At 35.5% G+C, this 13,158-nt stretch carries 15 protein-coding genes; 9 read left to right on the top strand and 6 right to left on the bottom strand.

The genetic code is table 11. The features are described 5' to 3' along the window. The first annotated feature begins 7 nt into the window (after positions 1–7). Positions 8–439, top strand: coding sequence for a TerB family tellurite resistance protein (locus tag LB452_RS12370; RefSeq protein ID WP_224462050.1), 432 nt, complete (start codon positions 8–10; stop codon positions 437–439). 11 nt (positions 440–450) lie between these two features. Here LB452_RS12370 and fbp read toward each other — a convergent pair whose 3' ends face one another. Then, positions 451–1,467 (bottom strand): class 1 fructose-bisphosphatase, encoded by a 1,017-nt coding sequence (fbp, locus tag LB452_RS12365; RefSeq protein WP_224462049.1) that lies wholly within the window; start codon positions 1,465–1,467, stop codon positions 451–453. A 107-nt stretch (positions 1,468–1,574) separates the two neighbouring features. Here fbp and LB452_RS12360 point away from each other — a divergent pair, with 107 nt between their 5' ends. The 3 genes from LB452_RS12360 to LB452_RS12350 are packed head-to-tail and all read left to right on the top strand — an operon-like array spanning position 1,575 to position 4,305. Then, the gene (locus tag LB452_RS12360) at positions 1,575–2,045 is read left to right on the top strand and encodes a GNAT family N-acetyltransferase (protein ID WP_224462048.1); all 471 of its coding nucleotides are present in this window, start codon (positions 1,575–1,577) and stop codon (positions 2,043–2,045) included. A gap of 11 nt (positions 2,046–2,056) precedes the next feature. Further along, on the top strand, positions 2,057–3,307 hold the full coding sequence (locus LB452_RS12355) for an aspartate kinase (RefSeq protein WP_224462047.1): 1,251 nt from the start codon (positions 2,057–2,059) through the stop codon (positions 3,305–3,307). Then, the gene (locus LB452_RS12350) at positions 3,307–4,305 is read left to right on the top strand and encodes a metal-dependent hydrolase (protein WP_224462046.1); all 999 of its coding nucleotides are present in this window, start codon (positions 3,307–3,309) and stop codon (positions 4,303–4,305) included. The genes LB452_RS12355 and LB452_RS12350 overlap by 1 nt, the downstream gene beginning before the upstream one ends. On the opposite strand, the gene LB452_RS12345 is transcribed toward LB452_RS12350, so the two are convergent. Then, a complete protein-coding gene (locus LB452_RS12345; RefSeq protein WP_224462045.1) occupies positions 4,302–5,012 on the bottom strand; it encodes a hypothetical protein in 711 nt (236 codons plus the stop codon). The two genes, LB452_RS12350 and LB452_RS12345, sit on opposite strands and share 4 nt — an antisense overlap. Before the next feature lie 178 nt (positions 5,013–5,190). On the opposite strand from LB452_RS12345, the gene LB452_RS12340 reads away from it, so the two are divergent. Continuing rightward, the gene (locus tag LB452_RS12340) at positions 5,191–5,400 is read left to right on the top strand and encodes a hypothetical protein (RefSeq protein ID WP_224462044.1); all 210 of its coding nucleotides are present in this window, start codon (positions 5,191–5,193) and stop codon (positions 5,398–5,400) included. Here LB452_RS12340 and LB452_RS12335 read toward each other — a convergent pair. From LB452_RS12335 to LB452_RS12325, 3 genes are read right to left on the bottom strand one after another with little or no spacing between them, the layout of a single operon-like run. Beyond that, entirely contained in the window at positions 5,385–6,737 is a 1,353-nt protein-coding gene (locus LB452_RS12335; protein WP_224462043.1) for a glycosyltransferase ArnT-like protein, read from the bottom strand. The genes LB452_RS12340 and LB452_RS12335 overlap by 16 nt on opposite strands. Positions 6,738–6,751: 14 nt before the next feature. Next, entirely contained in the window at positions 6,752–8,218 is a 1,467-nt protein-coding gene (locus LB452_RS12330) for a cellulose synthase family protein (protein WP_224462042.1), read from the bottom strand. Beyond that, on the bottom strand, positions 8,215–8,904 hold the full coding sequence (locus LB452_RS12325) for a glycosyltransferase family 2 protein (RefSeq protein WP_224462041.1): 690 nt from the start codon (positions 8,902–8,904) through the stop codon (positions 8,215–8,217). Before LB452_RS12325 ends, LB452_RS12330 begins: the two co-directional genes overlap by 4 nt. Positions 8,905–9,082: 178 nt before the next feature. On the opposite strand from LB452_RS12325, the gene LB452_RS12320 reads away from it, so the two are divergent. Both LB452_RS12320 and LB452_RS12315 read left to right on the top strand, forming a co-directional pair. Beyond that, positions 9,083–9,610, top strand: a complete 528-nt coding sequence (locus LB452_RS12320) for an RNA polymerase sigma factor (protein ID WP_224462040.1) — start codon at positions 9,083–9,085, stop codon at positions 9,608–9,610. A 2-nt stretch (positions 9,611–9,612) separates the two neighbouring features. Then, entirely contained in the window at positions 9,613–10,410 is a 798-nt protein-coding gene (locus tag LB452_RS12315; RefSeq protein ID WP_224462039.1) for an anti-sigma factor, read from the top strand. Here LB452_RS12315 and LB452_RS12310 read toward each other — a convergent pair. After that, the gene (locus LB452_RS12310; protein WP_224462038.1) at positions 10,407–10,883 is read right to left on the bottom strand and encodes a TspO/MBR family protein; all 477 of its coding nucleotides are present in this window, start codon (positions 10,881–10,883) and stop codon (positions 10,407–10,409) included. The genes LB452_RS12315 and LB452_RS12310 overlap by 4 nt on opposite strands. A 100-nt stretch (positions 10,884–10,983) precedes the next feature. Between LB452_RS12310 and mvaD the strand changes: the two genes are divergently transcribed. Together mvaD and LB452_RS12300 are read left to right on the top strand one after the other, a co-directional pair. Then, positions 10,984–12,051, top strand: coding sequence for a diphosphomevalonate decarboxylase (gene mvaD, locus LB452_RS12305; protein ID WP_224462037.1), 1,068 nt, complete (start codon positions 10,984–10,986; stop codon positions 12,049–12,051). A 156-nt stretch (positions 12,052–12,207) separates the two neighbouring features. Then, positions 12,208–13,146: a mevalonate kinase family protein gene (locus LB452_RS12300; RefSeq protein WP_224462036.1), complete on the top strand. Its 939-nt coding sequence runs from the start codon at positions 12,208–12,210 to the stop codon at positions 13,144–13,146. The last annotated feature ends 12 nt before the right edge of the window (positions 13,147–13,158 follow it).

The following is a 13,158-nucleotide window of genomic DNA, read 5'->3' as shown; positions in this document are numbered from 1 at the left end:
TTAGAAAATGTCCAAAGAAGATTTTTACGAAAACATAAGGAACTCAACGAAATTAAATCATTTCGCAAATCTTGTCAACCTTGCAGCCATCGATGGTGACATCAAGCCCATAGAAGAAAAACTCTTAAAACGTTTTTCAAAGAAATTTGATGTGTCCAAAGAAGATTACGAACGAATATTAGAAAACCCGGCTTCATTTCCTGTTCATGCCATCAATTCTAAAAACCAACGCCTGGAATTCTTATTCGATCTTCTTCGCATTATTTACGTTGATAATGTAATGGACGAAGCTGAAGAATTCCTGATTTCTAAGTACGCAGTAGGACTTGGCTATTCTGATGAACAAGCAGAGGCTATTTTAGAAAAGTCTAAGAAATTATTTTCAAATAATTTTTCATTTGACCTTTACCTTCATTACATAGAATCTGAAGATTACTAAAGCATTATAATCTATTGAGTTGGATGAGCTGCTTTCATAAAGGATTCAGCTTGTTCAACCATTTTTTTGCTCCCACAAAAGAAAGGTACTCGTTCATGTAGCTCTGTTGGCTTGATGTCCATAATTCTCTGGAACCCGTCAGAAGCCTTTCCATTGGCCTGTTCTGCAATAAATGCGATAGGATTACACTCATAAAGTAACCTCAATTTTCCTTTCTCTGCACTTGAGCTTTTTGGATACATATAAATTCCTCCTTTAATCATGTTTCTGTGAAAATCGGACACCAAAGAACCGATATACCTTGAAGTGTAAGGATCCTCATCACGCTGGTTTTGACAGTATTTAATATAGTCTTTTACTCCCTGCGGAAAGTGAATGTAATTTCCTTCATTGATCGAATATATTCTCCCATCATCAGGAAATTTCATATCCGGATGTGATAAATAATAGGTACCTATTGCAGGGTTGAGTGTAAACCCATTGACGCCATGACCAGTCGTGTAAACCAGCATAGTAGACGTTCCGTAAATGATATAGCCTGCGGCGACTTGTTGGTTGCCAGGTTGCAAAAAATCTTCCATTTCTACAGGTTGACCTACAGGCGTCACCCTTCGATAAATTGAAAAAATGGTTCCCACAGAAACATTGACGTCTATATTTGAACTCCCATCCAGAGGGTCCATTAATACGACATATTTGTTCTTGTGATCTTTGTTATTTCCCTGTATAGTGATATAATTATCATTTTCTTCTGAAGCGATTCCACAAACAATTTCTCGATTGATGAGGGTTTGTATAAAGGTTTCGTTCGCATAAACATCCAGCTTTTTTTGGTCTTCACCCTGAACGTTTTTACCACCGTAATCTCCGACTATATCTACAAGCCCAGCTTTGTTGACTTCATGGTTGACCACTTTGGCAGCTAGTCTTATGGAGTTGATCAGTCTGGAAAGTTCGCCAGAGGTATATTTAAAGGATTTTTGATTTTCAATAATAAACTCACCTAGAGTTTGATTGGTATTTCTCATAACGAAAACGTTGTAGTTTTGGCAAAAATAGAAAAAATCGTAAAGTGGTTGTCAAATACCGTCATTATTGTTACTACTTGATTATTTTTACTCCAAAATACTGAGTTATGGATTTTAAAATCAGATTTGCAACATCAGAGGACTTGGAAGATATGCTGGAACTCATCCAGGAACTGGCAGTTTACGAAAATGAACCCGACGCTGTACAGGTTACTCTAGAGGATTTGTACCGTTATGGATTTGGTGAGGAAGCTATTTATAAATGTTTCGTTGCAGAAGTAGATTCTAAAGTCATGGGTATGGCTTTATTCTATTCAAGATTTTCTACCTGGAAGGGAGAAACCGTTCATTTGGAAGATCTCATCGTTACAAAACCTATGCGTGGTAAATCGTTGGGTAAAGCTTTATTCGAATCTGTAATTATGTATGCCAAAACCCGAAAAATAAAGCGAGTGGAATGGGTGGTTCTCGACTGGAATACCAATGCTATTGACTTTTATGAAAAGTATGGAGCAACGGTTTTTAAGGAATGGAGAACTGTTCAATTAGGAGAAGATCAAATCAATAATTTAAATTAATAAGCGTAAAAATGCAAGTATATAAGTTTGGAGGCGCTTCTGTGAAAGATGCAAAGGGAGTAAGAAATGTGGCGAAAGTTCTGGAAACTACAAATCCAAAACAAAAAGTTGTTGTTATTTCAGCAATGGGTAAGACAACCAATAAGCTGGAGCATATTATTTCATTATATTTTGAGAAAAGCAAAGAATTGCCTGAAGCTATATCGTCTTTGAAACAGGATCACTACGATATATTGGAGGACCTCTTTGAATCGATTTCACATCCTGCTTATACTAAGACCAATTATTTTTTTGATGAGCTCTCAATCTTTTTCGATAGAAATAAATCACCTAACTATGATTTTGTTTACGATCAAGTGGTTGGATTTGGAGAATTGATAAGTACAAGTATTGTGAGTTATTACCTGAAATCTGTAGGCATTGAAAATGTCTGGCACGATTGCAGAAATCTAATTGATACCGATAGTACTTACAGAGATGCAGACGTCAACTGGGAAAATACTCAGCAAAAAATATTGAATCATATTAACGAAGATGAGTTAAGCATCACTCAGGGATTTATAGGTTCTGATTCCAATAATTTTACTACTACTTTAGGTCGTGAAGGATCCGATTATACTGCAGGAATTTTCGCTTACTGCCTCAATGCTGAGAATGTGACCATTTGGAAAGATGTCCCCGGTGTTCTAAATGGTGATCCAAATGTTTTTGATGACACCAGTCTTTTAGAGCAAATTTCTTACGAAGAGGCGATTGAACTAGCTTTCTACGGAGCTTCTGTCATTCACCCTAAAACTTTGCAACCTCTACAGCAGAAAGAAATTCCACTTTTTGTAAAGTCTTTTTACAATCCAAAAGACCAAGGTACTAAAGTCGGGAAGGGCAAATTGCTCAATCCGTTATTACCCTGTTATATCGTTAAAAAAGATTTAGTGTTCTTATCACTATCCACTTTGGATTTTTCATTCTTTGTGGAAGAAAATATAAGTGAAGTCTTTGCCTTGTTTCATAAACATCAAATTAAGGTGGACTTGATTCAGAACTCGGCGATTAGTTTTTCAGTTTGTGTGGATAACAAATTCAAAAACGTAGATAAATTGATTGAGATTCTCAAAGCCAAATTTAAAGTTGATCACCAAAAGGGAGTATCCCTTTTCACAATAAGGCATTATGATGATGTGGCGATACAACGCATCGAACAAGACAAAACCGTTTTATTAAAACAATTGCATAAAGAAACCATACAATTTGTGACGGCCTAGTGGATTCTCTTACGCAAATAGTTCTTGGAGCTGCGGTTGGAGAAGTTGTTCTTGGGCGAAAGGTTGGTAATAAAGCCATGGTTTATGGGGCTATAGCTGGCACCATACCGGACTTGGACGTTTTTGTAGGCAACTTTTACGATACAGTCACGGCGCTGGAAATACATAGAGGATTTTCTCACTCCTTGGTCTTTTCACTTTTGGCAGCACCAATTTTTGGATTTATCATTTCCAAAATCCATAGCCAGGCCACTTGGAAAGGTTGGTCCTTACTTATGTTCTGGGGCTTGTTTACGCATCCGCTTTTGGATTGCTTCACCACTTGGGGTACGCAATTATTCTGGCCTTTGGATCTCAGAATTGCCTTTAAGTCAGTTTTTGTGATAGATCCTTTGTATACACTTCCGTTTTTAGTGTGTCTTATTGCCGCCTCTCGATTGAATAGAACTTCAGTAAAGCGAATGAAGCTTAACAGATTGGGCTTAATTTTAAGTACAAGTTATTTGCTGGTCACTTTAGTCATGAAAGGCATTACGTTTTCAAAATTTGAGGACGCCCTTCAAAATCAAAACATTTCATATTCCAAAATAGAAACTAAACCAACTCCATTCAATACTTTACTTTGGTCAGCCAACGTAAAAACCGAAAACAACTTTCTTATAGGTGAATATTCTATTTTTGATACAAAATCTATTGAGTTTAGAGTTTATCCTAAACGTCATGAAAAAATTGATCATTTACGTGAGTATGAAAACTTAGAAAGGTTGATTAATGTAACTCAGGGTTGGTATACTATTTCTGAAAATGAAGGCGATTTATTTCTGAATGACCTCCGGTTTGGACTATTGAGTCTAAATCCAAGATCTAAACGATTTGCGTTTACCTATAAATTAGAAGAGGTAAATGGGAATCAGTTAAATATCACAGAAGAACCTAAAAACAGGGGAGATGCCAAAGAACTTTTCTCTGAGCTATGGACTAGATTAAAGGGTAATTAATCTTCAATAAGTTCAATTACATTAACATTTTCTTCGTTGAGGATTCTCCTTTTTAGAACATAGGGAATGTCGTTATAATTACTGTGAGCTGTGTCTTTATCCAAGGTGTCATTTTTATATACATAAATGTAAGCTTGCCTTGGATCTTCATCAAGCATAGATAAATGTGAGGTTTTTGATTCCTCTTTCACAAAAGGCAAATAGCCTGGTAGTTTTTCGTTTCTGATGCGTTGGTCCATAGTCATGTTTAAAGCTACAGATTCAACAAATTTTAAGTCGTTATCTCTGTAAAATCTGTCTTCGGGCTGCAAATCATTCCAATAGGATATAAGAGAATTGTATTGATCCAATACATTTTGATTGATCTCAATACCATCGTAATTGGTAATTATCTTTCGCTGAAGGTTGATTAGCTGAATAGGAGTAGACCTGATCTGGTATTTGATATTTTCTATACTATTTTCGGAAACAGAAGGATTTACAACTAAAGTAATACTAGGAATATCATTCTGCTTGAGATTAGATTCATTGAAAAGTTGACTTACTTTTTTTAGTGTAGAATTTAATGGGATTGTATCTGTATCAATAACCGCATAACTATCATTTAGTATCTCGATAATTGCAATAATTTCAATTTTATTGTTATCTTGAGCAATTGATTTGAAGTTGATATTCAAAAACAGAAAGGCGAGGATATAGTATTTCATAATTAACTTTTAAACAAAAATAACTAATTTCAATTTAAACCATTCTGATGTATATGCCGTAGATACATGAAATTATATCGTTTAGTTGCTTTAGTTTAAATTTTTTTCAGAAAAACAGAGTTGCTAAATTTCAATGACTTAAATTTGCTAATTAATTGAACTCTACCAGAGTGCATTTATGAGAATAAAAAAATCAATCTTATCTATACTTTTTTTCCTGTTAGGTGCGGTTGCAGCAATCGCTCAACCACCCAATCCAGGAGGTCCAGGAGGTAATGTCAGTGATATTCCCACTCCAATAGACGATCATATTTATATATTGATTTTGTTTGCAATCGCTTTCGGAATTTTTATTTTGAAATCTAAGAAAGCTCAAACTTCCAAGTAGTTGACTTTATCTCTTTTCCTGAACTCTAAAAACATCACACCAATAACAACTACATATTCTATTGTGATCAATAGATGATTTTCTTCCACTCCATGTATTTTATAGCCTGAGTAACTTAAAAATACCAGCCAACTCCAGATTAGCATATATTTATATGTTGTAAAAAGGCTTAAAAACAAGGGCAACATGAGATACCAGGGGTGTACAGTTGTTGACAGTAAATAGTAAGCAGTTGCTGCAAAAAGCATATAATTCATTAGTTTTTGGAGATCAATTCTTTTATGTATAAAGCAAAGAAAAAGTATCATGAGTAGAGTTACTATGGTTAATGAGGTTCCAATAATTTCAATTTGATTATAACCCGTCCACCAATAGCCAATCCCTCTCAATGCGTAATAGATACTTGCATTAAATTCAAAAGAAGTAAAATATAAGCTCAAGGTCTTAAAGCTTTTGGAAAGGATTTCAGGAGTCCAGAAAAAGCTATAAGTAATGATAAGGCAGATCACCAGTATGGCTATATATTTCAGATAATTTAAAATTTGTTCCCGATTAAAAACCTTCAACTTCTTATTGAAATAAGGGAAAAGAAGCGGAAGAAACATCAGTGGAAGCATTTTAGAAGCGATGGCTCCTGCAAGCCCCAGAGCCGATAAATATACTTTTGAAGTATATAGATAGTAAAAACTTAAAGCCAGAAAAAATAACATCACCACTTCAAAATGCAAATTGAATGTGGATTCTAAAATCACCAAAGGATTGAGAATAAAAAATAAAATTTGAGATTTGGGTAACTTCAAATGCGCTAATAGCTTAAGTCCAAACAAAACGATGCCAATTTCTGCAGCGATATTAAAAAGTCTTAGGACAATAATATTTAGGAGAAGATTGGACTGTCCTATAGCATAACTTAATGTGTAAACCATTTGTGCAATAGGCGGATAAGTAGAGTAATTTGATGCGTTTAGCTCTCCCATTCTATCATAAAGAAGTCTTTGAAAGTCTTCCTTCTCGATTGTATGGCTTTCCATAAGTTCTTTAGGCAGATGTAAATAAGGATTGATACCCTGGTTGTTGAGCATTCCATCCCAAATGAATCTATAGAAATCCTGAGATAATTCCGGGATTGAAAAGAGGAAAATGAACTTCAATAGAAAACTTAATAAAATCATATAGCTTAGTCTTATCCCACTTCTGTAGAGATAGAAGGAAAGACCAAAGGCTAACGTATACGAGAAAAAGAGTAACCAGAATTGAGATCTTTCCAATTCATAACCTATCCAGTAATAGACTAAGCAGAGCAAAATGAAGCTTAAAATCTTTATCCAAGTATGCATAGCTTCAGATCTCATCAAGCATTAGAGAAAATGGTTTTGAAGGATATGAATCCAAAACCAAACACAAGCATTAGGTGAAATATGACTAATCCAAAATCCTGAGTTAAATAAGCGCTATAAAGTCCGTAAATGAAATAGCCAAATAATAAAACTTCAATACCATTAAGGATGGAGAGTTTTTTATTGATGTAGGTTTTGCCCTTCCACGTGTCGGTATCCGAAGAAATATCAAATTTTGGGGTACGGATGAAAGCTGACTTTTTATTGAAATGTCCTTCCAGAATCGCTACTGTATTATGAACAGAAAGCCCCATCGCGATTGAAAAAAAGGTAATAAACAAACCTATAAATTTTAAGATTGATAATGAACTTCGGTTGTGAATCTCTTTGTAGCTCGTCCAGTAGCCGTAAATAAAAAACACAGTACTGATCCCCATAGCTGCCAAAATATAAAAAACGACATCCCAAGACCCTTGCTGGAATTTGATGTATAAGATGGGAATGCTTAGGATGGCGACAAGTAAAATCAATAAGAACATACTCGAATTGAGCAAATGAAAACAGCTATGCAGTTTGGATAAAAAACTCAAGTCTTTGCTTTGAAGCACTGATTTGAAGTTTTTTCTAAAATTTTCCGCAGCTCCTTTATTCCAGCGAAATTGCTGTGACCTTGCGGCACTCAAAACCACAGGAAGCTCTGCGGGGGTCACGACATCTTTAAGGTAGGTGAACTTCCAACCTTTGAGCTGAGCTCTGTAACTTAAATCCAGATCTTCCGTTAAAGTGTCACCCTGCCAATCTCCCGCATCTGCAATGCAAGTTTTTCTCCAAACCCCCGCTGTTCCGTTGAAGTTGATGAAATGACCACCAAAGGATCGTCCAACTTGTTCAATAAGAAAATGAAAATCCAAGGCGAACGCCTGGATTTTGGTGAGAATGCTATAGGTTCTATTAACATGACCCCAGCGCGTTTGCACGACGCCTACATTAGGCTTGTTAAAGTGAGGTATGGTTTTCTTTAACCAATCGCGTTGAGGTAAAAAGTCAGCGTCAAAAATAGCGATAAAATCGCCTTCAGCGATTTTCAGACCTTCTTTGAGTGCACCAGCTTTAAAGTTTTTACGGTTAGCTCTATGGATATATTTTGCATTGATCCCTTTTTCTACTAGCTCTTTAGTGAGTTGTTCGGTATAAGCTTTGGAAGAATCTGTAGAGTCATCAAGAACTTGAATTTCGAGTTTTGATGAAGGATAATCCAGTTTTGAAATGTTTTCAAGTAAGCGTTTTACTACATATTTTTCGTTGTAAAGGGGTAGTTGGACTGTCACTTTTGGCCATTGAGTTGGATAAGCAACAGGTTTCACCTTTTGTTTTTTCGCTTTCTTGTAGTTAACTACAAGCTGAAGTTGTAATAAGCTGTAGATAAGAATCACCAGAAGTGCAAAACTGTAAAGTCCAACGATGATGTAATCTAAAATCATTTGAAAGTGTATTTAAAAATCCAACCTAGTATTTTTACTCCTGCCATAACGGCTCCTTTCATGGTTCCGGAAACTTTGGATGTTCCAATCCTGTTTCTATAATTCATTTCAACCTCAGTGTAGCTAAAATTTTGCTTCAAAGCTTTTAGTTGCATTTCCACGGTCCAGCCATAAGTTTTATCTTCCATGTTCAAATCTAAAAGCTTTTGATAGTTAATGGCTCGAAAAGGTCCTAGATCTGTAAATTTCGAATTAAAAAATAAGCGCATCAAACTTGTAGCTAACCAATTACCAAAAATTTGAGGAAATGTCATGGAACCTTTTTCACGCTTTGACTTTACTCTGGCACCTATCACTAAGTCTATATCCTCTTCAATAATTGGTTTGAGGATTTTATCCATCTCATCGGGATAATCGCTGTAGTCTCCATCAAGAAAAACTACAATATCGGTGATATCTTCCAGATTTTCCAAATAGGAAAGTCCATTTAAGCAGGCATATCCATAGCCCATATGCGGTTCGTATAGAACAGTTGCCCCAGCTTCTTTCGCATTTTTTGACGTCAGGTCTGTTGACTTATTATCAACGACAATAACTTCAGAAATATGTGAAGGTATATCTTTTATGACCTTAGCTATAGAGCTTTCTTCATTGTAGGCTGGGATGATAACACGGACTTTATTCATAGGTCGCGAAAATACATTTTTAAAGGTTAGTCGTTTTATATTCGGCTTTATTTCATAAGCAATTAAACCTTAATTAACTTATTTTCGTAAATATCTGTAAGCTAGATTTTTATAAAATTGAGGATTAAACTAGGTTTGCATAATAAATTAAAAAAGGTAGATTTAGAAAAAATTTCGGATGCAACCAGATGAGCTTATTTTACAGTTAAAGCAAAAAAATGAAGTCGCTTTTTCCCAGATTTACGATATGTATTCTGAAAATATTTTCGGAATTATCAATACTATAGTAAAAGATGCTGAGATAGCAGAGGAAGTGCTACAGGATGTGTTTATCAAAGTCTGGGAGAAATCAGACTCGTATTCCAGTGAAAAGGGTCGCTTTTTTACATGGCTTTTGAATATTTCCAGGAATGCTGCAATAGATAAAATAAGGTCTAAAGCCTATAAGAATAAACGTAAAAATTCAGATTTTGATGATTTTTCGTTTTTTATAAAGGACGATATGGATTTAGATAGTATAAGCGATGCATATGGAATCAAAAAATTTGTAGATAAATTGAAGCCTATATGCGTGAAATTGATCGACTTGTTGTTCTTTAAAGGATATACTCAAAAGGAAGCTTCAGAAACTTTAGAAATTCCATTGGGAACTGTAAAATCTAGGAATAGAACTTGCTTGAATTCATTAAGAGATACATTACAATAATTATGACTACAAAAGAATATATAGAATCCGGATTACTTGAACTTTACGTTTACGGAACGCTTTCTGGAAAAGAACAAGCTCAAGTTGCCAGAGATGTTGCTCAAGATCCGGAATTGCAAGCCGAGGTAAAAGCTATTGAAAAAACCTTGATAGAACTTTCTAAGGCGACTTCTTCGGGTGTTAATCCTTCCATTAAGAAAGAGATTCTGAGAAGAATTACAGATAAATCTACAATTCTAAAACCTAAGGTGAAAATCATAACGTCCAATTATTCCTACTTTGGCTGGGCTGCTGCCATATTGCTTTTAGGTGGTATTTTATGGATGATGAAATTGAATCAAGACCTCGAAGAGCAAATTAATTTTGTTAATGAACAACTAGAAACCAAAGAGATTCAGGTAGCAAACTCCAATCAAAACGTTCAGAAACTCGAGGACTTGCTTATACAAATGACGCAGCCTGGAACCCGTAAATTGACGTTGCCTGGAAATGAGCTTAACGCTCCTAATTCTGCAGTTGCAGCATTTTATGATAAAAAATCAGGGGAATTAATTCTTGATATTAGTCGTTTGCCAGAAGCGCCGGAAGGCATGGTTTATCAAGCCTGGTCACTTAAATTTGAGCCATTGACTCCTAGTAGTATCGGGCTCCTGGCTGAAGCAAATGCTTCAGGTAACAAAATTTTTAAGTTGAATAACATTCCAGAATCTGAGGGCTTTGGAATCACTTTAGAGCCAGCAGGCGGAAGCGACCAACCCAATCTAAATCAATTTTTTGCCTTAGGAACAGTTTCATCTTAATTTAGCCTCCAAATTTCAAAATTGAGGGCTGCCGCAAAAACGATCCAAAGGATGTATGGGATAAGTAAATAAGCAGCGGTATTACTTACAATCTTAAACCACTTGAAGGTGATTAAAACCAGGACGATAAGTGCTATAATGATAAAAAGAGCTACAAGTGGTGACTGGTACCCAAAAAATGCAACAGACCAAGAGGCGTTCAAAACAAGCTGAAAGCCAAAATGGTATAACGCAGTTTTTACCCATAGGTGATGAAATCCTTTATTCCAAACGAGTCCGGCCGCTACACCCATCAATATATAAAGCGTCGTCCACACTGGGGCAAAAAGCCAACTTGGTGGATTAAAAAAAGGCTTTTCCAAAGTTGTAAACCAAGTGTTAACGCTGGTTTGTGTGGCAATTGAGCCTAAAAAACCAATGCCTAAACAGACTACAACTCCAATTAAGATCTTTACTACTGTATTTATTTTCATGGGTATTTTTCTAATAAGCAAAATATTATTTTTTTTTCAAGATCTACAATCTATTCCAGAACATCTCGCTTACTTATATTTGTCTCAAACATCAAAAAAAATGAATACTCAAGACTTTATTTATAAAACACCTCAACTATTGCCAGACTTAGGTTCCTATAGAGCTGAAGCACCGAGCAATATTGCACTCGTGAAATACTGGGGAAAATATGGTGAGCAACTTCCCAAAAATACATCTATAAGTTATACACTCGACAATTGTAAAACCAAAACTGAGGTTGTTTTAAAGAAACGAATTGAGGCAGATGACCAGTTTCATTTTGAGGTGTATTTGGATGGTGAATTAAAGCCGGCATTCAAATCTAAAATTGAAACTTTTCTAAAGCGCATAGAAACCTACACGCCTTTTTTGAAGTCTTTTGAATTTGAGATTCATACGAAAAATACCTTTCCACACAGTAGCGGGATAGCTTCATCTGCCAGCGGAATGGCTGCTCTTTCAAAATGTTTTATGGCGATGGAAAATTCAGTGAAACCCGAACTTACAGATGAATTTATTTCGAAAAAAACATCGTTTTTAGCAAGACTTGGATCGGGTAGCGCCTGCAGAAGCACAGGTGGTAAATTAGTCGTTTGGGGTAAGCACCAAGACATAGAAGGTAGCTCCAGCTTTTTTGGAATTGATTATCCGTATGAGGTACATGCTAATTTCAGAGCGTTTCAGGATTCAATTTTACTCATTGATGAAGGTCAAAAACAAGTCAGCAGTAGCATAGGCCATGACTTGATGCATGGACATCCTTTTGCAGAACAACGTTTTCAACAAGCAGATGATAATATTTCAAAGTTGAAATCTATTTTGTCCTCAGGTAATTTTGACGAGTTTTTTGCTTTGGTAGAATCTGAGGCGTTGTCACTTCATGCGATGATGATGACAAGCTCTCCTTATTTCATCCTGATGAAACCAAATACTTTAGAAGTCATCAATAAAATCTGGGAACTTAGAAAATCTGAAGGAGTCCAGGTCGGGTTTACGCTCGACGCTGGAGCTAACGTTCATTTGCTCTATCCTAATGCTTCATCTGCCAGGGTCAGAAAATTTATCAATGAAGATTTAATTCAATTTTGCCAGGGAGAGAAAGTAATTCATGATCAAATTCAGTTTTAACTTTGTTTGAAAGTTTTGAATTAAAGTTCAACAAAATAAATTAAATTTGTAAGTATTAATTTATAGAAGAGATATTTTTTCATAATTGTCATTATTTATCTCTTAATAATCATTAATATTTGCAGAACAGATTGATTTTATCCTAAAGAAACATCTATGAAAGGACCCTTATTTTATTCCAAGATCTTATTATTTGGAGAATATGGTATTATTAAAGATTCCAAAGGCTTGTCTATCCCTTACAACTTCTACAACGGAGCTTTAAAGGTTGACGAGAATCCAGATGAAAAGGCTCTTAAGTCCAATAAAGAATTAAAGCGTTTTTCTTCTTATCTGAAGGGATTGAATACAGAAAGAAGCACACCCGTTCGTTTTGATTTAGATTCATTGAATATGGATCTTGACAAAGGGATGTACTTCGATAGCAGTATCCCACAAGGTTACGGAGTTGGAAGTAGTGGAGCACTGGTAGCCGCTATCTATGATAAATATGCGTTTGATAAAATCACAGTTCTTGAAAACCTATCCAAGGATAAACTTCTGAAGCTTAAAACTATTTTTTCTAAAATGGAATCTTTTTTCCATGGGAAATCGTCAGGTTTGGATCCACTCAATAGCTATTTAAGCTTACCCATACTTATCAATTCCAAAGATAATATTGAACCTGCAGGAATTCCATCTCAAACTCAAAACGGGAATGGTGCTGTCTTTTTATTAGACAGTGGCATAGTGGGAGAAACGGCTCCAATGGTTCAGATTTTCATGGACAATATGAAGCAGGAGGGTTTCAGAAATATCATGAAAGATAAATTTGTAAGACACACAGACGCCTGCGTAGACAACTTTCTGGAAGGCGATTTCAAGTCGCTATTTGGAAATATAAAGCATCTTTCCAATGTTGTTTTAGACAATTTCAAACCTATGATACCTAAGCAATTTCATGAATTGTGGAAGAAAGGTATCGAAACAAACGATTACTACCTAAAACTTTGTGGCTCTGGTGGTGGCGGTTATATTTTGGGTTTCACTCAAGATTTTGAAAAAGCCAAAAAAGCCCTGAAAGATCACAAGCTAGAAGTGGTTTATACGTTCTAAAAACCCTTTGAT

The sequence above is a fragment of the Psychroflexus longus genome (assembly GCF_020164595.1).
Lineage (GTDB): Bacteria > Bacteroidota > Bacteroidia > Flavobacteriales > Flavobacteriaceae > Psychroflexus > Psychroflexus longus.
The sequence above is the reverse complement of the archived record's forward strand: the minus strand, read 5'-3'. Positions and strand labels throughout refer to the sequence as shown.